The 23,470-nt window shown below is 66.6% G+C and carries 25 protein-coding genes and 1 tRNA gene; 15 read left to right on the forward strand and 11 right to left on the reverse strand.

All coding sequences use genetic code 11. The features are described 5' to 3' along the window. Positions 1 to 31: 31 nt before the first annotated feature. Positions 32 to 622 carry a TetR/AcrR family transcriptional regulator gene (locus ISP14_RS08935; protein WP_404538344.1) on the reverse strand — a complete coding sequence of 197 codons (591 nt, stop codon included), beginning with the start codon at positions 620 to 622 and terminating at the stop codon, positions 32 to 34. A gap of 106 nt (positions 623 to 728) precedes the next feature. On the opposite strand from ISP14_RS08935, the gene ISP14_RS08940 reads away from it, so the two are divergent. The 3 genes from ISP14_RS08940 (at position 729) to ISP14_RS08950 (ending at position 2,658) form a co-directional block, all read left to right on the forward strand. After that, the gene (locus ISP14_RS08940) at positions 729 to 1,364 is read left to right on the forward strand and encodes a glutathione S-transferase family protein (protein ID WP_404538347.1); all 636 of its coding nucleotides are present in this window, start codon (positions 729 to 731) and stop codon (positions 1,362 to 1,364) included. Between the two features lie 24 nt (positions 1,365 to 1,388). Continuing rightward, positions 1,389 to 1,967, forward strand: a complete 579-nt coding sequence (locus ISP14_RS08945) for a dihydrofolate reductase family protein (RefSeq protein WP_404538350.1) — start codon at positions 1,389 to 1,391, stop codon at positions 1,965 to 1,967. Between the two features lie 91 nt (positions 1,968 to 2,058). After that, positions 2,059 to 2,658: a response regulator gene (locus tag ISP14_RS08950; RefSeq protein ID WP_404538354.1), complete on the forward strand. Its 600-nt coding sequence runs from the start codon at positions 2,059 to 2,061 to the stop codon at positions 2,656 to 2,658. A gap of 136 nt (positions 2,659 to 2,794) precedes the next feature. On the opposite strand, the gene ISP14_RS08955 is transcribed toward ISP14_RS08950, so the two are convergent. After that, positions 2,795 to 3,127, reverse strand: coding sequence for a hypothetical protein (locus tag ISP14_RS08955; protein WP_404538358.1), 333 nt, complete (start codon positions 3,125 to 3,127; stop codon positions 2,795 to 2,797). On the opposite strand from ISP14_RS08955, the gene ISP14_RS08960 reads away from it, so the two are divergent. Next, entirely contained in the window at positions 3,126 to 3,410 is a 285-nt protein-coding gene (locus tag ISP14_RS08960) for a hypothetical protein (RefSeq protein ID WP_404538361.1), read from the forward strand. The genes ISP14_RS08955 and ISP14_RS08960 overlap by 2 nt on opposite strands. Positions 3,411 to 3,509: 99 nt before the next feature. Here the strand turns inward: ISP14_RS08960 and mutS are convergent, their stop codons facing one another. Further along, positions 3,510 to 6,086, reverse strand: coding sequence for a DNA mismatch repair protein MutS (gene mutS, locus ISP14_RS08965; RefSeq protein ID WP_404538363.1), 2,577 nt, complete (start codon positions 6,084 to 6,086; stop codon positions 3,510 to 3,512). 74 nt (positions 6,087 to 6,160) lie between these two features. Between mutS and ISP14_RS08970 the strand changes: the two genes are divergently transcribed. From ISP14_RS08970 to ISP14_RS08995, 6 genes are all read left to right on the forward strand, one after another. Next, entirely contained in the window at positions 6,161 to 6,670 is a 510-nt protein-coding gene (locus ISP14_RS08970; RefSeq protein ID WP_404538365.1) for a CinA family protein, read from the forward strand. A 115-nt stretch (positions 6,671 to 6,785) separates the two neighbouring features. Next, positions 6,786 to 7,823 carry a recombinase RecA gene (gene recA, locus ISP14_RS08975; protein ID WP_404538368.1) on the forward strand — a complete coding sequence of 346 codons (1,038 nt, stop codon included), beginning with the start codon at positions 6,786 to 6,788 and terminating at the stop codon, positions 7,821 to 7,823. A gap of 58 nt (positions 7,824 to 7,881) precedes the next feature. Next, positions 7,882 to 8,373, forward strand: a complete 492-nt coding sequence (locus tag ISP14_RS08980; RefSeq protein WP_404538371.1) for a regulatory protein RecX — start codon at positions 7,882 to 7,884, stop codon at positions 8,371 to 8,373. Between the two features lie 48 nt (positions 8,374 to 8,421). Continuing rightward, positions 8,422 to 11,061, forward strand: a complete 2,640-nt coding sequence (gene alaS, locus ISP14_RS08985) for an alanine--tRNA ligase (RefSeq protein ID WP_404538374.1) — start codon at positions 8,422 to 8,424, stop codon at positions 11,059 to 11,061. Between the two features lie 250 nt (positions 11,062 to 11,311). After that, positions 11,312 to 11,521 carry a carbon storage regulator CsrA gene (gene csrA / locus ISP14_RS08990; RefSeq protein WP_404538377.1) on the forward strand — a complete coding sequence of 70 codons (210 nt, stop codon included), beginning with the start codon at positions 11,312 to 11,314 and terminating at the stop codon, positions 11,519 to 11,521. A 73-nt stretch (positions 11,522 to 11,594) separates the two neighbouring features. Continuing rightward, positions 11,595 to 11,687 (forward strand) — tRNA-Ser (locus ISP14_RS08995). Between the two features lie 606 nt (positions 11,688 to 12,293). Here ISP14_RS08995 and ISP14_RS09000 read toward each other — a convergent pair. From ISP14_RS09000 to ISP14_RS09020, 5 genes are all read right to left on the reverse strand, one after another. Next, positions 12,294 to 13,175 (reverse strand): sigma-70 family RNA polymerase sigma factor, encoded by an 882-nt coding sequence (locus ISP14_RS09000; RefSeq protein WP_404538381.1) that lies wholly within the window; start codon positions 13,173 to 13,175, stop codon positions 12,294 to 12,296. After that, the gene (locus tag ISP14_RS09005; RefSeq protein ID WP_404538384.1) at positions 13,172 to 13,501 is read right to left on the reverse strand and encodes a hypothetical protein; all 330 of its coding nucleotides are present in this window, start codon (positions 13,499 to 13,501) and stop codon (positions 13,172 to 13,174) included. Before ISP14_RS09005 ends, ISP14_RS09000 begins: the two co-directional genes overlap by 4 nt. An 18-nt stretch (positions 13,502 to 13,519) precedes the next feature. After that, positions 13,520 to 13,834: an EthD family reductase gene (locus ISP14_RS09010; RefSeq protein WP_404538387.1), complete on the reverse strand. Its 315-nt coding sequence runs from the start codon at positions 13,832 to 13,834 to the stop codon at positions 13,520 to 13,522. A gap of 50 nt (positions 13,835 to 13,884) precedes the next feature. Further along, entirely contained in the window at positions 13,885 to 14,190 is a 306-nt protein-coding gene (locus ISP14_RS09015) for an antibiotic biosynthesis monooxygenase family protein (protein ID WP_404538390.1), read from the reverse strand. A gap of 206 nt (positions 14,191 to 14,396) precedes the next feature. Then, complete coding sequence (locus tag ISP14_RS09020; protein ID WP_404538393.1) at positions 14,397 to 16,433, reverse strand: M13 family metallopeptidase; 2,037 nt, start codon at positions 16,431 to 16,433, stop codon at positions 14,397 to 14,399. Positions 16,434 to 16,612: 179 nt separating this feature from the next. On the opposite strand from ISP14_RS09020, the gene ISP14_RS09025 reads away from it, so the two are divergent. Both ISP14_RS09025 and ISP14_RS09030 read left to right on the forward strand, forming a co-directional pair. Further along, a complete protein-coding gene (locus ISP14_RS09025) occupies positions 16,613 to 17,161 on the forward strand; it encodes a GNAT family N-acetyltransferase (RefSeq protein ID WP_404538396.1) in 549 nt (182 codons plus the stop codon). Then, complete coding sequence (locus ISP14_RS09030) at positions 17,158 to 17,484, forward strand: non-heme iron oxygenase ferredoxin subunit (RefSeq protein ID WP_404538399.1); 327 nt, start codon at positions 17,158 to 17,160, stop codon at positions 17,482 to 17,484. The genes ISP14_RS09025 and ISP14_RS09030 overlap by 4 nt, the downstream gene beginning before the upstream one ends. Positions 17,485 to 17,554: 70 nt before the next feature. Here ISP14_RS09030 and ISP14_RS09035 read toward each other — a convergent pair whose 3' ends face one another. Next, entirely contained in the window at positions 17,555 to 18,343 is a 789-nt protein-coding gene (locus tag ISP14_RS09035) for a MipA/OmpV family protein (RefSeq protein ID WP_404538402.1), read from the reverse strand. Positions 18,344 to 18,599: 256 nt separating this feature from the next. Here ISP14_RS09035 and ISP14_RS09040 point away from each other — a divergent pair, with 256 nt between their 5' ends. From ISP14_RS09040 to ISP14_RS09050, 3 genes are all read left to right on the forward strand, one after another. Then, complete coding sequence (locus tag ISP14_RS09040; RefSeq protein ID WP_404538406.1) at positions 18,600 to 19,298, forward strand: MtnX-like HAD-IB family phosphatase; 699 nt, start codon at positions 18,600 to 18,602, stop codon at positions 19,296 to 19,298. A gap of 58 nt (positions 19,299 to 19,356) precedes the next feature. Next, on the forward strand, positions 19,357 to 20,757 hold the full coding sequence (locus ISP14_RS09045) for an aspartate aminotransferase family protein (protein ID WP_404538409.1): 1,401 nt from the start codon (positions 19,357 to 19,359) through the stop codon (positions 20,755 to 20,757). Between the two features lie 254 nt (positions 20,758 to 21,011). Then, on the forward strand, positions 21,012 to 21,719 hold the full coding sequence (locus ISP14_RS09050; RefSeq protein ID WP_404538414.1) for a YceI family protein: 708 nt from the start codon (positions 21,012 to 21,014) through the stop codon (positions 21,717 to 21,719). A 153-nt stretch (positions 21,720 to 21,872) separates the two neighbouring features. Here the strand turns inward: ISP14_RS09050 and ISP14_RS09055 are convergent, their stop codons facing one another. Both ISP14_RS09055 and ISP14_RS09060 read right to left on the reverse strand, forming a co-directional pair. Next, the gene (locus tag ISP14_RS09055; protein WP_404538417.1) at positions 21,873 to 23,105 is read right to left on the reverse strand and encodes a beta-ketoacyl-[acyl-carrier-protein] synthase family protein; all 1,233 of its coding nucleotides are present in this window, start codon (positions 23,103 to 23,105) and stop codon (positions 21,873 to 21,875) included. Next, positions 23,105 to 23,377 carry an acyl carrier protein gene (locus ISP14_RS09060; RefSeq protein ID WP_404538420.1) on the reverse strand — a complete coding sequence of 91 codons (273 nt, stop codon included), beginning with the start codon at positions 23,375 to 23,377 and terminating at the stop codon, positions 23,105 to 23,107. The genes ISP14_RS09055 and ISP14_RS09060 overlap by 1 nt, the downstream gene beginning before the upstream one ends. Positions 23,378 to 23,470 lie beyond the last annotated feature (93 nt).

A 23,470-nucleotide genomic window follows, 5' to 3' on the forward strand; every position in this document is an offset into this window, starting at 1 on the left:
GACGACAGATGATGCCGACGTGCGCCGCGACTCAATCGATCAGATCGTGCGCCGTGCTGCGCGCCGCCGCGCGGATTTCCTCGCGCAAGGCATCGTCCTCAACGGTGCGCGCCAGCACCATGCCGCCCACGCACAGCGCGGCGAGGGCGAGCCCGTGCCGGCGTGCGGCCTGAGCGCCGGCGGATGCGCCGGCGCTCTGCGCGAACATGCCGGCCATGCGCTCCAGCAGGCTGTGGTAGGCGCGCTTCACACCCGCGCCCGCGCGTGCCACGTCGGAGGGCAGGGCGATCATCGGGCAGTGGCCCTCGATGTCGTCCAGGTGTTCGCGGGAGAGATAGACGTCGACCATCTGGCGGGCGAAGGCGGTGCCGCAGCGTTCCGGATCGAAGTCCAGCTGCGGCCAGCGATCGATCGGGTTGAAGTCCTGGTAGATCGCCACTGCCTCCACAAACAGCTCTTCCTTGGTGCGGAAGTGGTTGTAGAAGCCGCCGCGGGTGAGCCCGGCGCTGGCCATGATCTCGTCGATCGACACTTCGGTGAAACCCTTGCGATTGAACAGTACGCGGGCGCACTCGACGATGCGCGCGCGGGTCTGCTGCTTGTGTTCGGTGGTATAGGGCATGGTGGTTTCCTCTGGTTCCGCACAGCGTAGCGCCGATGCTGAATATGTTCTTGAACATATGTTGATGCGGTGCAGACTGGGATCCTCCATCACCGAGGAGTTCCCCATGAAGCTGTACTACGCCGAGACCTTCAATCCCCGCAAAGCCTGCGCCGTGGCGAAATACCTCGAGTCGCCGGTCGACTTCGTGCGCGTCGACCTCGCCCACGGCGAGCATCGGCAGCCGCCGTACCTCGCGCTGAATCCGAACGGCAAGGTGCCGCTGCTGATCGACGGCGCGCTGCACCTCTGGGAAGCCGACGCGATCATGGTGCACCTGGCGACGCGGGCCGGTTCGGATCTGTGGCCGGCCGATCCGTCGCTGCAGGTCGAAGTGTTGCGCTGGTTGTCGTGGAACATGGCGCATTTCTCGCGGCACGGCAGCGCGCTGTACTTCGAGCGCCTGATCAAGCCCTGGCTGGGCATGGGCGAAGCCGATCCAGCTGCGGTGGCCGAAGCGGAGAAGTTCTTCCGGACTTTCGCGGCGGTCCTCGACGCGCACCTGGCCGGGCACGAATGGCTGGTGGGCGAGCGGCTCGGCGTGGCGGACTTCGCCGTCTCCACCCCGCTGGGCTGGGCAAAGGAAGCGAAGCTGCCGCTGGACGGCTTCGAGCACCTCGCACGCTGGCACCGGCAATTGCAGGCCCTGCCGGCGTGGCGCGAACCGTTTCCGGTCGCCTCCAGCGCCGGCGTCGCGGCCTGACCGCACTCATTCGGGAGTCGAGCCATGCGCAAACTGATTGCCTTCGAAATGGTGACATTGGATGGTTGCTACGCCACTACGGACGGTGACTTCGGCTGGACCCATCGCCGCGAGCGCGATGCAGAGTGGGATGCCTTCGTGGAAGGCAATGCCGGCAGCGGCGGCGAGCTGGTGTTCGGACGTACCACCTACCAGATGATGGCGGCCTGGTGGCCCTCGCCGGCGGCGGCGGAGAACGAACCGCGGGTGGCCGAGCGTATGAACGCGCTGCCGAAATACGTTTGCTCGCGCACGTTGCGCGAGGCAGCGTGGAACAACACAACGCTGCTGCAGGGCGAGGCGGCCGAGCGGCTGCAGGCCCTGAAACGCGAACCTGGCGCGGACCTGGTGATCCTCGGCAGCGGCGAGCTGGTGGCTGCCCTGGCGCCGACCGGGGTGATCGACGAGTACCAACTGGTGGTCATCCCGACCGTGCTGGGCCGGCGCGGCAAGTCGCTGTTCGGCAGCCTCGGGCGCGGCATGGAGCTGCGCCTCGTCGACTCGCGGCGTTTCGGCAACGGCAACATGTTGCTCTGCTACCAGCCGCAGCCAGCTACAGGCTGAGTCCCCGGCCCGAGCCCTCGGCTTGCGTCCGCCCGCGCCGGCACGGAAACTGCGCCGACGCGGGCGTCTTCGCCGGCCAGGGGGACAGGGGATGGCCGGATTCGGTCTGTTGAAGCGGCTGGTGGCCGGCGGTGAGCGCCGCCACAGCGAACCGCGCGTGCGCGCGCCTGTGGCCACCCGGGTGCTGGTGGTGGACGACTCGCCGACGATCCGCGCGGTGCTGGGCAAGATGCTCAGCCAGGACGGCTACGAAGTCATTGGGGCTGCCGATGGCGAAAGCGCGCTGGAGCTGGCGCGCGACAGACAGCCGCATCTGGTGTTCCTCGACATCGTGCTGCCCGGCATGTCCGGCTTCGAGGTGCTGCGCACCTTGCGCCGCGAAGCGGCCACGCAACTGATCCCGATCGTGATGATCAGTGGCAACGTGCAGGCTACCGAACAGTTTTACGTGCAGCGTTACGGCGCCGACGACTTCATGAAGAAGCCGTTCGGCCGCAGCGAGGTGTTCGAACGCGTCCGCCAGCTGGTGCTGGCCGGCCGCCTGCCAGCGCGCACGTCGGTCGGGCAGCCCTTGCCGCCGGCCGGAGTGAGCCAGGCCGAGTGGGATGCGATTCCCGACATCGCCATGCCGGACGAGGCCCATGTCTCGCCCGATGTGTTGGCGGAACCGGACGCGCCGCCATCGACTTGACAGTGGGTCCTTTGGCAGGTTCTTCGCGTGGCATCCGCGCGTCGGCGACGGCGGGCGCTTCACAGACACGGAAGAACGATTCCAGCCGGTTGCCGGCATCGCGCCGAGGTATTTCCGGTGATGGCGCGCGCCTAAATCATGGCTGAATTGATGCCGTGGCTACCATCATGGCGACGGTCAACTCGATGCATGGCCGCGCCGTTCTTTGCGTCGTGCCGGCCAGACGGACAACGATCCGGATCGACGCTTCGAGGGGTTCCGAAATTTCCAGCGCGGATGGCCGGTCTTCGACCGTCGGCCAGGATGCGCGGATGCGGCCTTCTGCCGTGCACGGATAGGTTTCTTGCAGCAATGATTCAACCTGCCAACCACCGAACGAGGGATTCACGCTCATGAATGCAAAGACGACGTTCCGCAACAGCTTGATGGCCCTGCTGGTGTCCGCCGCGTTCGCCTCGGGAGCCGCCATGGCCCAGGCCGCGCCACAGACCGATGTTCCGGGGCACCCGCGCGTCAACGAGGTCAACAATCGCCTGGAAAACCAGCAGGACCGCATCCAGGCGGGGGTGAAGGATGGCCAGCTCAATGCCAAACAGGCCACGCGCGACGAAACCCGCGACAACAACATCGCGGCGCGCGAGAGTGCCGACGAGGCGAAGCACAACGGCCATCTCACCAAGAAGGAACAGCGCAACCTCAACAAGTCCCTGAACAAGGATAGCCGTCAGATCCATCGTCAGCGCAAGCACTGATCCGGCGCGCAGACGGCCGGATGCACGGAAACCTCCTCGCATGCGCGAGGAGGTTTTTTTATTGCGGTACGGGCAGGCGGCCGGATGCGCCGCACGTGGTCAGCGCAGCGACTTCAGCCGGTACAGCGCTTCCAGCGCCTCGCGCGGACTCAGTGCGTCGGGATCGACCGCGTCCAGGGCATGCTCCACCGCCGACGGTGCGGGCGGTGCGAACAGCCCGAGCTGCGGCGAGGCATCGGCGGCGGGCGCCGGTGTGCCTGCATGTGCGTGCATGCCGTGTTCCAGTTCCGCCAGCGTGCGGCGCGCGTCGGCGATCACCGCTTTCGGCAGGCCGGCCAGCGCCGCTACCTGCAGGCCGAAGCTACGGTTGGCGGGGCCGTCCTTCACCGCATGCATGAACACCAGCTGCTCGCCGTATTCGACGGCGTCGAGGTGGACGTTGGCGATGCCGGGATAGTCGCCGGCCAGCTCAGTCAGTTCGAAGTAATGGGTGGCGAACAAGGTGAAGGCGCGGCTGGTGGCGGCCAGGTGCACTGCAGCGGCGCGCGCCAGCGCCAGTCCGTCGTAGGTGCTGGTGCCGCGGCCCACCTCGTCCATCAGCACCAGGCTGTGCGCGGTGGCGTTGTGCAGGATGTTGGCGGTTTCGCTCATCTCCACCATGAAAGTGGACTGGCCGCGCGACAGGTCGTCGCCCGCGCCGATACGGGTGAAGATGCGGTCGACCGGGCCAATCGCCGCATGCGACGCGGGTACGTAGCTGCCGATGTGGGCGAGCAGCACGATCAGCGCGTTCTGCCGCATGTAGGTGCTCTTGCCGCCCATGTTGGGGCCGGTGATGACCAGCATGCGACGGGCGTCGGCCAGCTTCAGGTCGTTCGGCTCGAACGGTTCCTCGCGCACTTTCTCCACCACCGGGTGGCGGCCGCGCTCGATGGCGATGCCGGGTTCGTCGGCGAGTTCCGGCGCGCTCCAGTCCAGCGTCTCGGCGCGTTCGGCGAGTGTGGCCAGCACGTCCAGTTCGGCGATGGCGGCCGCGGCCTGCTTCAGCGGTTCGAGTTTTCCGGTGAGCGTGTCGAGCAGCACCTCGTACAGCGCACGCTCGCGCATCAGCGAACGCTCCTTGGCACTGAGCACCTTGTCCTCGAACTGCTTCAGCTCCTCGGTGATGTAGCGCTCGGCGTTCTTGGTGGTCTGGCGGCGCGTGTAATGCGTGGGCGCCTTGTCCGACTGCGCCTTGCTGATCTCGATGTAGTAGCCGTGCACGCGGTTGTAGCCCACCTTCAGCGTGGGGATGCCGCTGGCCGCTTTCTCGCGTTCTTCCAGCTCCACCAGGTATTGGTCGGCGTGGGTGGAGAGTCGGCGCAGCTCGTCGAGTTCGGCGTCGTAGCCGTCGGCGATCACGCCGCCGTCGCGTTGCAGTACCGGTGGCTGCGGCACGATGGCCTTGGCGAGCAGGGCGGCGTTGTCGGCGTGGTCGCCGATGCGTTCGACCAGGGTGTGCAGCAGCGGGCTGTCCAGGTCCTCGATGCGCGTGCGCAGTTCCGGCGCTGCGAGGAGACCATCACGCAAAGTGGACAGGTCGCGCGGCCGCGCCGAGCGCAACGCCACACGCGCCAGGATGCGCTCCAGGTCGCCGATGCCGCGCAACTGTTCGCGCAGCGCTTCGTAGCGGCGGTTGTCGATCAGCGTGCCAATGGCCTGGTGGCGGGCGCGCAGCACGTCGCGCGAGCGCAGCGGGCGGTTGAGCCAGCGCCGCAGCAAACGCGCGCCCATCGGCGTCACGGTCTCGTCCAGCACGCCGAGCAAGGTGTGCTCGGTGCGGCCGCTGGGATGGGTATCCAGTTCGAGGTTGCGGCGGGTGGCGGCATCCAGCGCGATGGTCTCGCTGGCCGATTCCACCGCCATGCCGCTGAGGTGCGGTAGCGCGCTCTTCTGGGTTTCCTCGACGTAGCCGAGCAGGCAGCCGGCCGCGCCGATGGCGAGCGGCAGGCCATCCACGCCGAAGCCGCCGAGGTCGCGCGTGCCGAAGAAGCGGTTGAGTTCGCGCCGCGCGGCATCGGTTTCGAAATGCCACGGCGGACGCTTGCGCAAGCCGGGCAGGGTGGCGACCAGTTTCGGCCAGGCCACGCTTTCGTCGACCAGGGTTTCGGCGGGTTGCAGGCGCGCGAGTTCTCCGGCCAGCGCTTCCGCGTGCGGCACTTCGCTGAGCAGGAAGCGTCCGCTGGACAGGTCCACCCAGGCCAGGCCGTAGCCGTCCTTCGCACCGGCGGCGATCGCCAGCAGCAGGTTGTCGCGGCGTTCTTCCAGCAGCGCGGCGTCGGTCACCGTGCCCGGCGTGACCACGCGCACCACCTTGCGCTCGACGATGCCCTTGGCCAGGGCCGGGTCGCCGATCTGCTCGCAGATTGCCACCGATTCGCCGAGGCGCACCAGCTTGGCGAGGTAGTTCTCCACGGCGTGGTAAGGCACGCCTGCCATCGGGATCGGCGCGCCGGCCGACTGGCCGCGCTGGGTCAGCGTGATGTCGAGCAGCCGCGCCGCCTTGCGTGCGTCGTCGTAGAACAGCTCGTAGAAATCGCCCATGCGAAAGAACAGCAGCACATCGGGATGCGCCGCTTTCGCGGTGAGGTATTGGCGCATCAAGGGGGTGTGCAGGGAGAGATCGTCGTGGCTCATGCGTGGCTGCGCGTGGGTGGAACAAGGTGGCCGATCCGCGTTAACGTGCTGGCCTTGAAGATCGGGAGTCTCGCATGGAGTCGTCGTCCGTTCCTACCGATGCCGAACTGCAGGTGCTGGCGCAGGCGGTGGCGGAGGAGACGCTGCGCCAGCGCCGGATGCTGGTCACCGCCGAATCCTGCACCGGCGGCTGGATCGCCAAGACACTGACCGACTTGCCTGGCAGCTCGGCCTGGTTCGATGCCGGCGTGGTCACCTACAGCTACGAAGCGAAGCAGGCGCTGCTCGGCGTGGATCCGCGCACGCTGGAACATATCGGCGCGGTGAGCGAAGAGACCGCGCTGGAAATGGTGTCGGGCGCGCTGGCCCGCTTCGGCGCGGGCGTGGCGGTGGCGGTCACCGGCATCGCCGGCCCCAGCGGCGGCACGCCGGACAAGCCGGTGGGTACGGTGTGGATTGCGTGGAAGCGCCGCGGCGGCTACGCCCGTGCGCAGCTGTTCCATTTCGCCGGCGATCGCGAGGCGGTGCGCCGGCGGACCGTGGCCGCGGCCCTCGCCGGTCTGCGGAAAACCCTGACGGAGTGAGGCGCCTCGGGCCGGATGGCAGGCTTGACCGGTGTGGGATACTGCGTGATCGCAGCCCGTGAGACGCGACCCGGGCATGATGCTCCCCATTCACAGCCCAACCGGAACCAAGACGATGGATGACAACAAGCGCAAGGCGCTCGCCTCCGCCCTCGGCCAGATCGAAAAGCAGTTCGGCAAGGGCGCCGTGATGCGCATGGGCGATCGCACCAACGAGGCGATCGAGACCGTGTCCACCGGTTCGCTGGGCCTGGACATCGCGCTGGGCGTGGGCGGCCTGCCGCGCGGCCGCGTGATCGAGATCTACGGCCCGGAATCCTCGGGCAAGACCACGCTCACCCTGCAGGTGATCGCCAACTGCCAGAAGAACGGCGGTACTGCCGCCTTCGTCGACGCCGAGCACGCGCTCGATCCCAGCTACGCCGCCAAGCTCGGCGTGAACGTGGATGACCTGCTGGTTTCCCAGCCCGACACCGGCGAACAGGCGCTGGAAATCGCCGACATGCTGGTGCGCTCGGGCGCGGTGGACGTGGTAGTGGTGGACTCGGTCGCTGCGCTCACGCCCAAGGCGGAAATCGAAGGCGAGATGGGCGACTCCCACGTCGGCCTGCACGCCCGCCTGATGAGCCAGGCGCTGCGCAAGCTCACCGCCAACATCAAGAAGTCGAACTGCCTGGTGATCTTCATCAACCAGATCCGCATGAAGATCGGCGTGATGTTCGGCAGCCCGGAAACCACCACCGGCGGCAACGCGCTGAAGTTCTACGCCTCGGTGCGCCTGGACATCCGCCGCATCGGCGCGGTGAAGAAGGGTGAGGAAGTCATTGGTTCGGAAACCCGCGTCAAAGTGGTCAAGAACAAGGTGGCGCCGCCGTTCCGCCAGGCCGAATTCGAGATCCTCTACGGCGAAGGTTCCTCGCGCGAAGGCGAGATCATCGAGCTGGGCGTGGCGCAGAACCTGATCGACAAGTCCGGCGCCTGGTACAGCTACAAGGGCGACCGCATCGGCCAGGGCAAGGAAAACGTGCGCCAGTTCCTCCGCGACAATCCCGCCATCGCCAACGAGATCGACACCGAGCTGCGTGCGCGCCTGCTGGTGGGCGGCAGCGGCAAGGCCGCCGCGACTTCCGAGGAAGCGCTGGAAGAGGCGTGACAGCCCACCGCCCCATTCCCTCTCCTGCGTGCGGGGGAGGGAGGGGTAGGGTCTTCGCATGAAACGCCGCGATGGTGAGCCCGACAAACCCAGGCCCAGCGCCTACGACAAGGCGCTGGGCCTGTTGGCGCGCCGCGAACAATCCCGGCGCGAGCTGCGCCGCAAGCTCGACCAGGGCGGTTACGCCGGCGACGAATCCGACGCCGCGCTGAGCCGGCTGGCCGACCAGCACTACCAGGACGACGAACGCTTCGCCGGAGTGCTGCTGCGCAACCGCGCCAGCCAGGGCTACGGCCCCTTGCGCATCCGCATGGAACTGAAGACCCACGGCGTGTCCGACGCTGCCATCCGACGCCTGCTCGACGAGTCCGGGGTGGACTGGAACGCCAATGCCGCCGCCCAGCTGCGCCGCCACTACGGCGGCAAGCCCGCCACGGATCGCGCCGGGCAGGGCAAACGGGCACAATTCCTCCTGCGCCGCGGCTTTGCCGCCGCCACGGTAAGATACGCAACCCACGCCGAAGTGGACGACGCCGACGAGGAAAGCTGATCGCGGCATGGCCTCGGCGTGCTTTTTTCGCCGCCATTGCAGCCACGCATGAAAACTGCCGACATCCGTTCGACCTTCCTCGACTTCTTCCGCGCGAAGGGCCACACCATCGTGCCGTCCGCCTCGTTGGTGCCGGCCAGCGACCCGACGCTGCTGTTCACCAACTCGGGCATGGTGCCGTTCAAGAACGTGTTCCTGGGCAGCGAGAAGCTGCCCTACGTGCGTGCGGCGGACGTGCAGCGCTGCCTGCGCGCGGGCGGCAAGCACAACGACCTCGACCAGGTGGGCTACACCGCGCGCCACCACACCTTCTTCGAGATGCTGGGCAACTGGTCGTTCGGCGACTACTTCAAGCGCGAGGCGATCGCCTGGGCCTGGGAACTGCTCACCGGGGTGCTCAAGCTGCCGGCGGAGAAGCTGTGGGTCACCGTCTATCACACCGACGACGAGGCCTACGACATCTGGCACAAGGAAGTCGGCGTGCCGTCCGAACGCATCGTGCGCATTGGCGACAACAAGGGCGCGCCGTTCGCCTCCGACAACTTCTGGCAGATGGCCGATACCGGCCCCTGCGGTCCCTGCACCGAGATCTTCTACGACCACGGGGCAGACGTGGCCGGCGGTCCGCCCGGGTCGCCCGACGAGGACGGCGACCGCTACATCGAGATCTGGAACCTGGTGTTCATGCAGTTCGACCGCGCGCCCGACGGCACGTTGTCGCCGCTGCCCGCGCCCTGTGTCGATACCGGCATGGGCCTGGAACGCCTCGCCGCCGTGCTGCAGCACGTGCACTCCAACTACGAGATCGACCTGTTCCAGCACCTCATCAAGGTGGCCGCGGAACTCACCGCCACCCGCGACCTGGCCAACCAGTCGTTGCGCGTGATCGCCGACCACGTCCGTGCCTGCAGCTTCCTGATCGTCGACGGCGTGCTGCCGTCCAACGAGGGCCGCGGCTATGTGCTGCGCCGGATCATCCGCCGCGCGCTGCGCCATGGCTGGATGCTGGGCGTGCGCGGTGACTTCTTCTGGAAGATGGTGCAGCCGCTGGTCGAGGAGATGGGCGAGGCCTATCCCGAGCTGAAGGCCAAACAGGTTTTCGTGGAAGACGCGCTGCGCACCGAGGAACAGCGCTTCGGCGAAACGCTGGAGCACGGCATGCGCGTGTTCGACGAAGTGACCGGCAAGCTGTCCGGCAAGATCGTCGCCGGCGAGGATGCGTTCCGCCTCTACGATACCTATGGCTTCCCGGTCGACCTCACCGCCGACATCGCGCGCGAGCGCGGTCTCAGCGTGGACATGGCCGGCTTCGAGCAGGCGATGAACGAACAGCGCGAGCGCGCCCGCGCCGCGGGCAAGTTCGAGGCCAAGGGCCAGATGCCGGCGGAACTCGCCAGCCAGCTCGCGCCTACCGCCTTCCTCGGCTACGAGGCCTTGGCGGCGCAGGGCTGCAAGGTGCTGGGCATCGTGCGGGACGGTCGCCAGGTCGCGCAGCTGGCCGAGGGCGAGCAGGGCTTCGTGATTCTCGACCGCACGCCGTTCTACGCCGAGTCCGGCGGCCAGGTGGGTGACACCGGTACGTTGTCGAACAGCGCCGGCCGCTTCGAGGTGGCCGACACGCTGAAGATGGGCGGCGTGTTCTTCGGCCACGTGGGTACCTGGCGCGGCGCCGAGCCGCTCAAGACCGGCGGCATGGTGGATGCGCAGGTCGATGTCGCGCGCCGCCAGGCCATCGTGCTCAACCACTCCGCCACCCACCTGCTGCACGCCGCGTTGCGCAAGGTGCTGGGCACCCACGTCACCCAGAAGGGCTCGCTGGTGGCGCCGGACCGCCTGCGTTTCGACTTCGCCCACCACAAGCCGGTGAGCCGCGAGGAGCTGGCCGAGGTGGAGGCGCTGGTGAACGCCGAGGTGCGCCGCAACGCTGCCGCCGAAGTGCGCCACATGGCCTACGACGACGCCATCGCTTTCGGCGCGATGGCACTGTTCGGCGAAAAGTACGGCGATGAAGTGCGGGTGCTGAAGATGGGCGAGTTCTCCACTGAACTGTGCGGCGGCACCCACGTGGGCCGCACCGGCGACATTGGCTTGTTCAAGATCGTGGCCGAGTCCGGCGTCGCTTCCGGCGTCCGCCGCATCGAGGCGGTCACCGGCGCCGGGGCGCTCGCCTTCGTCGCCGACGAGGAGCGCCGTCTCGGCGAGCTGTCGCAGCTGCTCTCCAGCAGCGGCGACGACGCCATCGACAAGCTGCGCCAGCTGTTCGACAAGCAGAAGAAACTGGAACGCGAGCTGGAATCGCTGCGCGCCAAGGCGGCCGGCTCCGCCACGGCTGAACTCGCCGGCGGCGCGCACGACATCGACGGCATCAAGGTGGTGGCCGCCCGGCTGGAAGGGCTGGACGCCAAGGCGTTGCGCGACAGCGTGGACCAGCTCAAGCAGCAGCTGGGCGACTGCGTCATCCTGCTGGCCGGCGCGGCGGACGGCCGCGTGTCGCTGATCGCCGGCGTGCACGGCAAGGCGCTGGGCCGCATCAAGGCTGGCGATGTGGTTTCGCACGTGGCGCGGCAGATCGACGGCAAGGGTGGCGGCCGGCCTGACATGGCGCAGGGCGGCGGCATGGATACCCCCGCGCTGTCAACGATTCTGGCCGGCCTGCCGTTGTGGACCTCCGGCCAGCTGTCGGCCTAGTGTCGCGTCAACCTGTGCAGTGCCACAGGTCATGCCTGTGCATTGCGCCGATCTGGGATGCTCGCTAGTATCGTTCGAATGCCGATGGCCCCTGTCCCGACAAATTGATTGTCGCGGCAGGTAGCCGGATGGAGGGCCGGGAAGGCGGTAGGGCCTTTGACGGATCAGTCGTCGAACTGTGGTGATGGAGGCTCAGGGGTGAGGCGCCATCGCCGCAGGTCTGGAACCAGGATTTAATGGAGTAGTAACCATGTTGATTCTGACCCGTAGGGTCGGCGAGACCCTGATGATCGGCGACGAGGTGACCGTCACCGTCCTGGGCGTGAAAGGCAATCAGGTGCGCATCGGCATCAATGCGCCTAAGAACGTCGCCGTGCATCGCGAAGAGATCTACCAGCGCATCAAGGGCGAACACGAGCCGGGCAGCGGTTCCGCCTCCGGCGGCGCCGACGAACACTGATAGCGGCATCCAGGCTTTACCTCGAGCCGGTCGACGGTTATCCTTGCCGGCCAAGCTGCTGCATCACAAACCCGGAGAGATGCCCGAGTGGCCGAAGGGGCTCCCCTGCTAAGGGAGTATAGGGTCAAAAGCCTTATCGAGGGTTCGAATCCCTCTCTCTCCGCCAGATACGCAAAACGCCCCCTCGTGGGGCGTTTTGCGTATCTGGCGGAGAGATGAGGTGTGGACGAACCCTCTGGGTTCGACAAATTCGCCTGGAGCGAATTTGGACAGCCGCAGGCTGGCCCCGTAGCGCGCAGCGCGAAGGGGTGAGCCCCATGGATGGGGCGAACAATCCCTCGCGCCGGGTCAACGCGATGCTAATCCANGTGCATGCCCCCTCGTGGGGCGTTTTGCGTATCTGGCGGAGAGATGAGGTGTGGACGAACCCTCTGGGTTCGACAAATTCGCCTGGAGCGAATTTGGACAGCCGCAGGCTGGCCCCGTAGCGCGCAGCGCGAAGGAGTGAGCCCCATGGATGGGGCGAACAATCCCTCGCGCCGGGTCAACGCGATGCTAATCCAAGTGCACGCCCCCTCGTGGGGCGTTTTGCGTATCTGGCGGAGAGATGAGGTGTGGACGAACCCTCTGGCGACTCGGCACTTCCTGTGCCTCGCCCTCCGGGCCAGCGGCTACACCGCTGTTCGCTTCGGCCCCTGCTTCCGCGAGCGACACATTCGCCGGGAGCGAGTCGGTACAGCCACAGGCTGGCTGTCCCCTCTCCCTTGGTTGCTCAGCGTTCGCGCTCTTCAACCTTTGGGTCCAACCTCACCCAGTCAATGGCTTCGAGCACATAGGGGGCGAACAGGAAATCCCGGATCCGGGCGATCCGTTTTTCCGACCAGTTGATCAGGACAAAATGGGCAGGGCGTTCCATCGGGCCAGTGCTGTCGAAGACCAGCATGGCCGGTTGCCCTTCAATCGCACCCAGGGCGAACCGCCATTTCATCACTTCCGCATAGCGCGTGAAGTAGGGGACGATCTTGTCGCGTCCTTCCAATTGCAGCCGATTCACAAGATCGAGCTTCACGTCATCGGCGAGCATGGCGCGGATCGCATCGAAATCGCCGCTCTGGAACAGGCCCACATAGGCGATCATCTTCCGCCGGGCCGTATCGGACATCAGTGGCAGCCGGATGTCGTCGGGTGTTTGTGCGAGCCGGCGCAGCGTGACGCGCCCGCGCTGGAGAGCCGATTTGGCCGCTGCTGGGGAGCATTCGGCGATGCTTGCGATCTCCTCGACCGAATGCCCCAGGACGTCCTTGAGGATCACCGCGCAGCGTTGGAGCTCGGGCAACCGCAGGAAGGTGTGAAAGCTGATTGCGACGACATCCGCCTCGGGCATCGGTGCTGCCTCGATATCCTCGGTGAGCGGAACGATCGTGCTCCGGGACCGGGTGCGCAGGAAATCGAGGCTGGCGTTGTGGGCGATGCGAAACAACCAGCCTTCGAGATTGTCCACCCTGGCGCCCTGGGCCCGCGCCTGCAGGGCTTTGACAAGAGCATCTTGCAGGATATCCTCGCCATCGATCGCCGATCCGGCCATGCGCGCGCAGTAGCGATGGAGGCGTGGCCGCAGCGCTTTCAGGCGATCTTCGAATTCGTCCGTACTCATGCGTCGGAATCTGCGGCGCCGGCGCGCCTCGTCTGGCCAGGATTTGCGCCGATGCCGACGAGTATCTTCGACATGGCGTCCGGTTGCGACAGGAACGGCGAGTGGTTGCTTTCGAGCGTGTGGGTGGTCGTCTTGCCGCCGATCGCGGCGCCCATCGTCGCGATCATGTGATCCTGGCCGGTCAGCGGCATGGCGTGATCCTGCGTGCAGCGAATGTAATGGCGAGGCAGGGGAGCGACGCGATCCCACGTCGAACGGTTGTGCCAACCGCCGTAGACCAGGAAAAAACTGCCTTGCTTGCCGACATCGCTGGATTCTCCTGGCATGGTTTCAGAGCGGCGGGTTCAAACTTCCCGGTTGGCGAACAGGAACATCTGGACGCCCGAGTCATCCGGCGCGAAAAGCCGGCGGTCCGCTCCGGCCGCACGTCCCTCGGGGCTTGCGAACGCCTTTTTGATCGCAGCGAGGTCGTCGAAATGCAAGATCCCAATCCGATGGATATCGAGGGCGCCTACCGGGGTCGCGATGGGGCCATCGCTCACCTCATATTTCCTGAGGCCACAAATCTTCCAGGCGAGGGGCACGTGGACGTCGAAGTAATGCCGGTCGAATGCCTCGATGTCCTTGGGGGTAGGGTAGATCACCAACATCCGGGCCATTGCGGTTCTCCTCGTTAGCTCGCGTGGCGCAGGCTCTGGCAGGAACGCCATCAACGGGCTTCGCTCGCCACCGTCGAGCCCATGACCGAGTCCAAACTTGCCAGTTCGGTGATCTTCGGGAAGCAGGCCTTCATGCGTGGATCGTTGCGCATCGCCTCGACCGCGGCGGGGCTCTCCCACTCGGAGTAGATGACGACGCCGGTGCCATCCCTGGCCGCGATCAGCCGGGTCTTCCGCCAGCCATGGAGCGTACGCACCACGTTGTCGATGTTCTGCTTCAGGAGCGCGACCAGCGCATCCTGCTTTCCAGGCTCAACCTTCAGCAAGTTGATCAGGACAACGGACTCGTCAGACATGGCATGCCTCCTTCTGTTTGGGTCACACCAAGGACGATCCGGGTGGTGGAAACGGATCGCGGCACGGAAGTTTTTTTGGAAGGCCCGAGTCTGCCCGTCATCTCGTGGTCAGGCCCGACGCGGTCAGGGCATGCATGCGGCGCGGGTTCGGATATAGGAAAGCCGCGCCATTGCTGCCGCGGCTTTCCCGTACATCGCGGGCGCGCTTACCAGATCTTCACCCGCTGCTCCCCGTCGCGCACCATCGCATCGCTGCCCTTGCACTGGAACGCCTCGGCGAACGCGGGCATGTTGGATGGCGCACCGATCGCGCGGAATTTCGCGGGGGCGTGCGGGTCGGTGTTGAGCAGGGTGAGCTGGGCTTCGGGGCGGATGCTGCCGCGCCACACGCGGGCCCAGTTGAGGAAGAAACGCTGGTCCTGGGTGTAGCCGTCGATCTTCGATTTTGCCTCGGCGGGGTTCTTTGCCAGTGCCATCTGCAGCGCATCGTAGGCGGCGTTGAGGCCGCCGAGGTCGCCGATGTTCTCGCCCATGGTGAGGCGGCCGTTGACGTGCTTGCCGGGCAGCGCCTCGTAGCTGTCGAACTGGGCGGCCAGCTTGTCGGTGCGCGCTTCGAAAGCCTTGCGGTCGGCGTCGGTCCACCAGTTGGCGTTGTTGCCTTTGGCGTCGAACTTGCTGCCCTGGTCGTCGTAGCCGTGGCCCATCTCGTGGCCGATCACCGCGCCGATGCCGCCGTAGTTGAGCGCATCGTCGGCCTTGGCGTCGAAGAACGGCGGCTGCAGGATCGCGGCGGGGAACACGATCTCGTTCACCTGCGGGTTGTAGTAGGCGTTGACGGTCTGCGGTGTCATGCCCCATTCCTCGCGGTCCACCGGCTTGCCGATCTTGCCCACCATGTAGTCGTAGTTGAACTTGCGTGCGGCCTGCACGTTGGCGTAGTAGTCGCCCGGCTTGAGAGCGAGGCCGTTCCAGTCGCGCCACTTGTCGGGGTAGCCAATCTTGGGCGTGAAGCTGGCCCACTTCTCCAGCGCCTTCTGCTTGGTGGCGTCGCTCATCCACTCCAGCTTCTCGATGCGCGCCTTGTAGGCGGTGCGCAGGTTGTCGACCAGTTCCTGCGCGCGCTGCTTGGAAGCCGCCGGGAAGTGATCGGCCACGTACAGCTCGCCCAATGCCATGCCCATGCTGCCGTTGACGGTGCCGAGCACGCGCTTCCAGCGCGCCTGCATGGCTTGCTGGCCGTTCAATGTCTTCTCATTGAACGCGTAGTCTTCCTGCTGGAACGGCTTGGAGAGGTAGGGCGCGGCACCGTCGATGGCGTGGAAGCGCAGGTAGGCCTGCCACTCGATCACCGGCGTTTCTGCCAGCATGCGGTCGAACTCCGCGAAGAACTTCGGCTGCGACAGCGAGAAGCCCTGGCCCACGTCGGCGCCCTGCGCCTTGAAGAACGCCGCCCAGTCGAAGTGCGGCGTGACCTGGCCGGCCTCGGCGATGCTGACGTAGTGGTAGCGGTTCTCCGGCTTGCGCATCTCGGTGGGCACCAGCGAGGCGCCGGCGAGCCTGGTCTCGAAGGCCAGCACGGACTTCGCCTGCGCTTGCGCCGAGGCAGCAGGCGTGCCGGCCAGCTCGAACAGCTTGGCGATATGCGCCACGTAGGCGTCGCGGATCTTGGCGAAGTCGGGCTTGCTGTAATAGTCGGGCGTGGGCAGGCCAAGGCCGCCCTGGCCGGCGTAGGCGATCTCGCGGCTGGAGTCCTTGAAGTCACCGTTACCGTAGAAGCGGAACGCTACCGCGTGGCCTTGCGCGTAGCTGTCGCGGATGTAGGCGGCGATACCGGCGCTGTCCTTGAGGGCCGCGATGCGCGCCAGTTCGGGCTTGACCGGCCCGTAGCCGGCCTTGTCGATCGTCGCCTCGTCCATGCCCGAGGCGTACAGCCAGCCGATCTTCTGCTCGATCGAACCGGGCTTGGCCATGGCGGCATGTTTCGCCGCCTGCTCCACGATCGTGTGCTGGATGTTCAAGCTGTCCTCGCGCAGCGCGTCGAACGAGCCCCAGCGCGTGCGGTCGGCGGGAATCGGGTGCGCAGCCACCCACTTCGCGTTGACGAAGCCATTGAAGTCCTGGCAGGCGTTGATCTTGGTATCCAGCTCGCGCATGTCGAACGAGGTGGCGGGCGCGGCGAGCGCGCCGGTGGCGAGCGACAGGGCGATGGCCAGGGCCAGCGGCTTCGTGTAACGGTGGCTCATGCGGATGATCCTCGGAGCGTTGCGGGTCCGCGCCGCGGCGCGGGCTGAAAGAATTTGCGGAGTTGCAGGCTAGGCAAATCGGCGGGCGTTGCCACAGTGACGAAGGTCATGGATGCGCCGGCGCACGCGGCGATGATGTCCAGGTCGCCAGTGTCGGCGCCAGCCCTTAACATGCGCGCATGCCCGAATCCCCCCAGACCGATTTCCGCCCGGCCGTGATGGCCGACGTTCCCGCCATCGTCGCACTGGTCGAGTCCGCTTATCGCGGCGACTCCGGCCGCGCCGGCTGGACCACCGAATCCGACTTGCTGGATGGCCAGCGCACCGACGTCGCCGGCGTTGCCGCGCTGCTAGGCCAACCCTACAGCATGCTCTTGCTGGCCGAGCGCGACGGCGTGCTGCTGGCCAGCTGCCATATCGAGCGGCGCGGCGACTCGGGCTACTTCGGCATGTTCGCGGTCGCCCCTACCCGGCAGGGCGGCGGCCTGGGCAAGGCCGTGCTGGGCGAGGCCGAGCGCATCGCACGCGAGGAGTGGCATTGCCGCGCGATGCACATGACGGTGATCGTGCAGCGCGAGGAGCTGATTGCCTGGTACGAGCGCCGCGGCTATCGGCGCACTGGCGAATTCCAGCCGTTCCCGTACGGCGACGAGCGCTTCGGCATCCCGCGCCGCGACGATCTGCGTTTCGAGGTGCTGCGCAAGGACTTCGCCGGAGTGCCGGCATGAGTCTGGCGGGCGAGGGATGGGTGCAGGTTGGCACTCGCAGCGAATTGCTTCCGGGCGAATTCAAGGTGGTGTTCGACGGCGACACGCCGATCGCCGTGTACAACATCGACGGCGACCTCTACGCGATCGAGGACGTGTGCACCCACGACGGCGGCGATCTCGCCGGCGGCGAAGTGTTCGGCTTCGAGGTGGAGTGCCCGCGCCACGGCGCGCGCTTCGACCTGCGCAGCGGCGCGGTGACGCGTCCGCCCGCGGTGGAGCCGGTGACCCGTTTTCCAGTGCGCGAGGAAGACGGCGCGATCTGGACTCGCGACGACCGCTGAGCGGGGTGGGTCTCTTGCGATCTTTCTTGATCGCTGAAATCAAACGGGCGGCCATTCATGGCCGCCCGCTTCAAAAGTGGTAGACGAAGGCCAGTGACTCGGTGAGCTGGTTGCGCGAGCCGAACTGGCGCACCAGTGGGCTGGCGGCGGCCTGGCCGAGCAGATAGCCGTATTCCAGCGAGGCGGCCAGTCCGGTGTGCTTGCTGGTGGGCATGAACAAGTCGTATTCCAGGGTGGCGAGCTGGCTGCCGCCGTCGGGTTGCCATGCCGGCACGGCCAGCGCTTGCGCCGAGGCGGGCGTGATGCCGAAGAAGCGCCGCATCGCCGTGCCGTTCATCGATTGCCAGCGCAGTTGCAGCGACTGTTCCAGCAAGCCCAGCTTGGGCGGGTCCCATTCCGCGTAGAACTCGAGGTAGGCGCCTGCGCCGTTGATGTCGTGGCTGAGGCGCGCGCCGGCGTCGAGCCGTGGGGTGAAGTCCCACTCCAGGTAGCCGCCGCCGGTGGCGCGGGGCGCCAGCGAGGGCAGCTTGCCGGCCAGCTGGTGGAGGTCGTCGCGTTCGCGGCCCCACTGGAAGTCGCCGTAGAGGCCGCCGTGCAGGTGCGGGTCGCGGATCAGGTCCCACTGCAAGCCGTCCTCGGTGGACAAGCTGAAGCCGTACTGCGGCAATTCGATATCCACGAACGGGATCGGGTCGTCGCGGTGCGTACGCGCCCCGGTCCAGCCGGGCATGCGCTGCATGCCGGCGCCGATCGTCAGCACCGGCGGCGTGTCGGCGGTGTCGGCAGAGTCGGCCATGGCGCCGAACGGCAGGAACAGGCACAGCAGGGCGGGCAGCAGGCGCGAACGGGCGGCGGGCATCGGGCGGGAGCAACGGGAGTTCGGCGCAGCTTAACGGGTGTACGCGTACCGGTTCATAAACGGCCATGTGCCGGCTCGGGTCCGATTCGGCTTCCAGCGGCCGGTCGAGTGCCGTCGAAAGCCCCGATCCGCTTGTCGGGTCGGGATGCGCCGCACACCCCAGGCTGGCAAGCGCCCGATCGGCAGGCCGGGGAAAGGGCGCCGAAAGGCAGCTTGCCTAACGTGGCATCCATCATTGTTGCGAGCGTGCCTGCTGATGCCCGTTTCCGGCTGGACCATCCTGTGCGATTTCGACGGCACCATTTCCGTCGAGGACGTGATCGACTCGCTGCTCGACCGCTTTGGCCGCCCGGGTTGGGAAGTGCTGGAGCAGGACTGGCGCGCCGGTCGCATCGGTTCGCGTGAATGCATGGCCGGCCAGGTCGAGCTGCTGCAGATGACCCGCGCCGAGCTGGACGAGCACTTGCGTGAGCTGTGGATCGACCACGCCTTCCCGGGCTTCGTGGCGAAGGCGCGCGAGCTCAATGTGCCGATCCGCATCGTCAGCGACGGCCTCGACTACGCGATCCACCAGATCCTCGGCCGCTACGGCCTGGACGACCTGCCGCTGGCCGCGAACCATCTTGCGCCGGCCACGCCGCCCAAGCAGTGGCAGCTCACCTCGCCGTTCCAGGCCGCGGGTTGCCGCAGCGGTACCTGCAAGTGCGCCTGCGTGGCGCAGGCCCGCCAGGGCGGCGCCAAGACCTTGCTGATCGGCGACGGCGCCTCGGATTTCTGCGCGGCCGACCGCGTGGACTTCGTGTTTGCCAAGCACCGCCTGATCGAGCACTGCCGTGCCGCCGGCATCCCCTACATGCCGATCACCGGTTTCGAGGACGCGCTGGAATACCTGCCGCGCCTGCTCGACGGCACCTTGGCGCACCACGCGCGCTATCACGAAGCCGCAGCGGCCTGATCGGCCGCTTCGCTTCATCTGCAACACCCTCCGCCACCGTTCCCCCGGAACCCGACCCATGAACATCGACAAGAACGCCGTCGGTTTCATCGACGACGCGCAACTGCTCGCCGACGAGGCCAAGTACAGCTCCTTCGGCGACACCGTGCATTACGTGGACCCGCCGAAGATCTTCCGCCACGGCGAAGGCAGCTACATGTTCGACACGGCCGGCACGCCGTTCCTCGATCTGCAGATGTGGTACTCGGCGGTCAACTTCGGCTACGGCAACAAGCGCCTCAATGACGCGCTGAAGAAGCAGATCGACGTGCTGCCGCAGGTCGCCAGCCAGTATCTGCACCAGACCCGCATCGAGCTGGCCAAGACCATCGCGCTGGATGCGAAGAAGAAGTTCGGCCTCGACGGCCGCGTGCACTTCAACGTCGGCGGCGCGCAGGCGATCGAGGATTCGCTGAAGCTGGTGCGCAACGCCAGCAACGGCAAGAGCCTGATGTTCGCTTTCGAGGGCGGCTACCACGGCCGTACCCTGGGCGCCTCGTCGATCACCTCCAGCTACCGCTACCGCCGCCGCTTTGGCCACTTCGGCGAGCGCGCGATGTTCCTGCCGTTCCCGTATCCGTTCCGCCGCCCCAAGGGCATGACGGCGGAAGAGTATTCCGATAGCTGCGTGCGCCAGTTCGAGCGTCTGTTCGAGACCGAATACAACGGCGTGTGGGACCCCAAGACCGGCCAGTGCGAATACGCCGCGTTCTACGTCGAGCCGATCCAGGGCACCGGCGGCTACGTGCTTCCGCCGATGGGTTTCTTCAAGGGTTTGAAGAAGGTGCTGGACAAGTACGGCATCCTGATGGTGTCCGACGAAATCCAGATGGGCTTCTGGCGTACCGGCAAGCTGTGGTCGATCGAGAACTTCGGCGTGACGCCGGACATCGTGGTGTTCGGCAAGGCGCTGACCAACGGCCTGAACCCGCTGTCCGGCCTGTGGGCGCGCGAAGAGCTGATCAACCCCACGCTGTTCCCGCCGGGTTCCACCCACAGCACGTTCAACTCCAACCCGCTGGGCACCTCGCTGGGTCTGGAAGTGATCAAGATGGGTTACGAGCTGGACTACGAGACCACCGTGCCGAAGAAGGGCGCGCACTTCCTCGAAGGCCTGCGCGAGCTGCAGAAGAAGCACAAGGAAATCGGCGACGTCGACGGCCTCGGCCTCGCGCTGCGCGCCGAGATCTGCACCGAGGACGGCTTCACGCCGAACAAGACACTGCTCGACAAGATGGTCGACATCGGCCTCGCTGGCGACCTGGAGCACAACGGCAAGAAGATCGGCCTCGTGCTCGATGTGGGCGGCTGGTACAAGAACGTGATCACGTTCGCGCCGTCGCTGGACATCACGCATGAAGAGATTGATCTGGCGATGTCGCTGCTGGATCAGCTGCTGACGAAGGCCAAGAAGGGCTGACAACCCGTCGCGGTACAAACGAAAGGCCCGGCGGGAAACCGCCGGGCCTTTTGCTTTCCCCCTCCCTTTCCGGGGAGGATGCCGATTCGTGTCGATTTATCTGCCGGTCGTTCGTTGCATGGGTGGAAGCGTGCGCGGCCAAGGCGTACGACGTCCGGAACCGGGAAGGAAATGCAAGCCGTGGGGCGTGATGGCGATCATTCGCTTCGGCAGCACCTACCGGGATACTTCAACTTGATACGGAGCAGCTTGCCATGAACACCATTGTCCGAACTGCGTTGCGGCCGTTTGCCGCCGGTGCAGTTGCCATCCTGCTCGGCATGTATGGCGCGGCGTCCCGCGCGACCGACGCGGCTGCGCCATCGGCCATGCCCCCGGTGGCTGCACCACCCGCAGGCGCGTATCACATCGACAAGGCCCATGCGAGCCTCCAGCTTCGTGTAAGCCACATGGGATTCTCGACGTACACCACGCGATTCAGTCGCTTCGATGCGGCGCTGACGTTTGATCCGCGCAACATACCTGCGTCCAAACTGGTCGCTACGGTCGAAACCGCCTCGCTGGAAATGGATGCGGCCCCGAAGATGTGCATCGACATCGTGCAGGGGCCTCAGCTTCTCGACGCGGCGAAGTTTCCCAAAATCGTCTTCCGCTCGGAAAAAATCCAGATGACCGGTGCCAAGTCATTCGAGATCGAAGGCACCCTGGATCTGCACGGCGTCACTCGTCCATTGACGCTGACCGGCACTTACAACGGCGGCTATGCGGGAATGCCTGGCATGGATCCGCATGCGCGCATTGGATTTTCCGCGCACGGAGCCTTCAAGCGCTCGGATTTCGGCATGGGATTTGGCGTGCCTGCGCCGGGCACGACGATGGGAGTGGGCGACTTGATCGACGTGACCCTGGAGGCCGAATTCATCGGGCCGGCATTGGCGAATACCACCGGCAAGCCACGCTGACGTCCGTTGCGGATGCGGGAAGGCATCGGCAGGGATGGCGATGCCTTTCGGCCGTGCGGGAGGCTGGCCGAAAAGTCCGGCCACGACGCGTGGATTTTCCGTCCATGGATGGGAAGCGCCGCAAGGCGGTAGGCCCGGCTTGAGGCGCCCCGATCAGGGCGCCCGCTTCAACGCCAGCACGGCGTTGAGCCCGCCAAACGCGAACGAGTTGCTGAGCACCGCCCGCACCGGCATCTCGCGCGCCGTATTCGGCACGTAATCCAGGTCGCAGGCGGGATCGACCTTGTCCAGGTTCGCGGTAGGCGGCACCACGTTCTCGCGCAGCGCGCCGATCGCGGCCACCAGCTCCAGTGCGCCGGAGGCGCCCAGTGCGTGGCCATGCATGGACTTGGTCGAGGTTACCGCGAGGCGGTCGGCGTGTTCGCCGAAGGCAAGGCGGATGGCGCGGGTCTCGGTGACGTCGTTGGCCTGGGTGCCGGTGCCGTGGGCGTTGATGTAGTCCACGTCTTCCGGGTTCAGGCCGGCGTCTTCCAGTGCCTGGCGCATCGCGCTGGCGGCGCCGTCGGCGCTGGGCATCACGATGTCGCTGGCATCCGCGCTCATGCCGGTGCCGGCGAGTTCGGCGAGGATGGTGGCGCCGCGCGCCCGCGCGTGTTCCAGCGATTCCAGCACGAAGACAGCGGCGCCTTCGCCCAGCACCAGGCCGCGGCGGTTGGCGCTGAACGGGCGGCAGGTGTCGTCGGACAGTACGCGCATGGCTTCCCATGCACGCAGCGCGCCGTAGCTGAGGCAGGCCTCGGTGCCGCCGGTGACAGCCACGTCGGTCATGCCGAAGCGGATCATCTGCGCTGCCTGGATGATCGCGTGGTTGGCCGAGGCGCAGGCGCTGGCCACCGCGTAGGTAGGCCCGCGCAGGCCGTAGGCGATGCTGATCTGGCTGGCCGAGGCGTTGGTCATCAGCCGCACGATGGTAAGCGGGTGAGTGCGGCTGGCCTTCTCGGCGTACAGCCGGCGGCTCTGTTCGTCCTGGGTGGTTTCGCCGCCAACGCCGGTGCCCACCACCACGGCGGTGCGCAGGCCCAGGCCATCGCGGTTGAAATCGATGCCGGAGTGCGCGATCGCCTCGCGCGCCGCGTGCAGCGCGAACTCCGAGGTGCGGTCGAGCAGGGGCAGGGTGCGCTCGTCGATGCCGGTGGCCGGATCGAAGCTTTCCGGCACCTGGGCGGCGATCTTCACGCGCAGCACTTCGCCGTCCTTGTGGCGCAGCGGGCCGATCGCGCTGCGCCCTTCGCGCAGGCCTTGCCACAGTGCCCTGGCGCCCACGCCTTGCGGGCTGATCGCGCCCATGCCGGTGATGACGACCCGGCGTGTCTCGATGGTGGGCATTACTGGGCGCCTTCGCCGGCGGCGGCCTTCTCGTCCATCGCCGTCTGCACGGCGTCGACCAGGCTCTGCGCGGTGTCGCTGTCGAAATTGGCGCCCTGCTGCTCGGGGAAGTGGATGTCGAAATGCTCCTCGATATCGAAGATCAGCTCGATCGCTTCCAGCGAGGCGATGCCCAGATCCTTCAGCGTGGACTCGGGCTTGACGTTCGCCACGTCGACCTTGGCCTGCTTGGCGATGATCTCGAACACTTGCTGCTGGGTCGTTCCGGTCATGACGGGATCCTTGATGGCAGGCGACAATAGGCGGGTCCGCGCCGGACGTTCCGGCACGGGCAAGGCCCCTACAGTCTAGGCAAACTGGCTTAC

It is taken from the genome of Dyella agri (assembly GCF_044904705.1).
GTDB classification, from domain to species: Bacteria; Pseudomonadota; Gammaproteobacteria; order Xanthomonadales; family Rhodanobacteraceae; genus Rhodanobacter_A; species Rhodanobacter_A agri.

Excerpts from the sequence above, each read along its gene's own strand:
- ISP14_RS08935 (WP_404538344.1), bottom strand. The coding sequence starts at position 622 with ATGCCCTATACCACCGAACACAAGCAGCAGACCCGCGCGCGCATCGTC.
- ISP14_RS08940 (WP_404538347.1), top strand. The coding sequence starts at position 729 with ATGAAGCTGTACTACGCCGAGACCTTCAATCCCCGCAAAGCCTGCGCC.
- ISP14_RS08945 (WP_404538350.1), top strand. The coding sequence starts at position 1,389 with ATGCGCAAACTGATTGCCTTCGAAATGGTGACATTGGATGGTTGCTAC.
- ISP14_RS08950 (WP_404538354.1), top strand. The coding sequence starts at position 2,059 with ATGGCCGGATTCGGTCTGTTGAAGCGGCTGGTGGCCGGCGGTGAGCGC.
- ISP14_RS08960 (WP_404538361.1), top strand. The coding sequence starts at position 3,126 with ATGGCCCAGGCCGCGCCACAGACCGATGTTCCGGGGCACCCGCGCGTC.
- ISP14_RS08955 (WP_404538358.1), bottom strand. The coding sequence starts at position 3,127 with ATGGCGGCTCCCGAGGCGAACGCGGCGGACACCAGCAGGGCCATCAAG.
- mutS (WP_404538363.1), bottom strand. The coding sequence starts at position 6,086 with ATGAGCCACGACGATCTCTCCCTGCACACCCCCTTGATGCGCCAATAC.
- ISP14_RS08970 (WP_404538365.1), top strand. The coding sequence starts at position 6,161 with ATGGAGTCGTCGTCCGTTCCTACCGATGCCGAACTGCAGGTGCTGGCG.
- recA (WP_404538368.1), top strand. The coding sequence starts at position 6,786 with ATGGATGACAACAAGCGCAAGGCGCTCGCCTCCGCCCTCGGCCAGATC.
- ISP14_RS08980 (WP_404538371.1), top strand. The coding sequence starts at position 7,882 with ATGAAACGCCGCGATGGTGAGCCCGACAAACCCAGGCCCAGCGCCTAC.
- alaS (WP_404538374.1), top strand. The coding sequence starts at position 8,422 with ATGAAAACTGCCGACATCCGTTCGACCTTCCTCGACTTCTTCCGCGCG.
- csrA (WP_404538377.1), top strand. The coding sequence starts at position 11,312 with ATGTTGATTCTGACCCGTAGGGTCGGCGAGACCCTGATGATCGGCGAC.
- ISP14_RS09000 (WP_404538381.1), bottom strand. The coding sequence starts at position 13,175 with ATGAGTACGGACGAATTCGAAGATCGCCTGAAAGCGCTGCGGCCACGC.
- ISP14_RS09005 (WP_404538384.1), bottom strand. The coding sequence starts at position 13,501 with ATGCCAGGAGAATCCAGCGATGTCGGCAAGCAAGGCAGTTTTTTCCTG.
- ISP14_RS09010 (WP_404538387.1), bottom strand. The coding sequence starts at position 13,834 with ATGGCCCGGATGTTGGTGATCTACCCTACCCCCAAGGACATCGAGGCA.
- ISP14_RS09015 (WP_404538390.1), bottom strand. The coding sequence starts at position 14,190 with ATGTCTGACGAGTCCGTTGTCCTGATCAACTTGCTGAAGGTTGAGCCT.
- ISP14_RS09020 (WP_404538393.1), bottom strand. The coding sequence starts at position 16,433 with ATGAGCCACCGTTACACGAAGCCGCTGGCCCTGGCCATCGCCCTGTCG.
- ISP14_RS09025 (WP_404538396.1), top strand. The coding sequence starts at position 16,613 with ATGCCCGAATCCCCCCAGACCGATTTCCGCCCGGCCGTGATGGCCGAC.
- ISP14_RS09030 (WP_404538399.1), top strand. The coding sequence starts at position 17,158 with ATGAGTCTGGCGGGCGAGGGATGGGTGCAGGTTGGCACTCGCAGCGAA.
- ISP14_RS09035 (WP_404538402.1), bottom strand. The coding sequence starts at position 18,343 with ATGCCCGCCGCCCGTTCGCGCCTGCTGCCCGCCCTGCTGTGCCTGTTC.
- ISP14_RS09040 (WP_404538406.1), top strand. The coding sequence starts at position 18,600 with ATGCCCGTTTCCGGCTGGACCATCCTGTGCGATTTCGACGGCACCATT.
- ISP14_RS09045 (WP_404538409.1), top strand. The coding sequence starts at position 19,357 with ATGAACATCGACAAGAACGCCGTCGGTTTCATCGACGACGCGCAACTG.
- ISP14_RS09050 (WP_404538414.1), top strand. The coding sequence starts at position 21,012 with ATGAACACCATTGTCCGAACTGCGTTGCGGCCGTTTGCCGCCGGTGCA.
- ISP14_RS09055 (WP_404538417.1), bottom strand. The coding sequence starts at position 23,105 with ATGCCCACCATCGAGACACGCCGGGTCGTCATCACCGGCATGGGCGCG.
- ISP14_RS09060 (WP_404538420.1), bottom strand. The coding sequence starts at position 23,377 with ATGACCGGAACGACCCAGCAGCAAGTGTTCGAGATCATCGCCAAGCAG.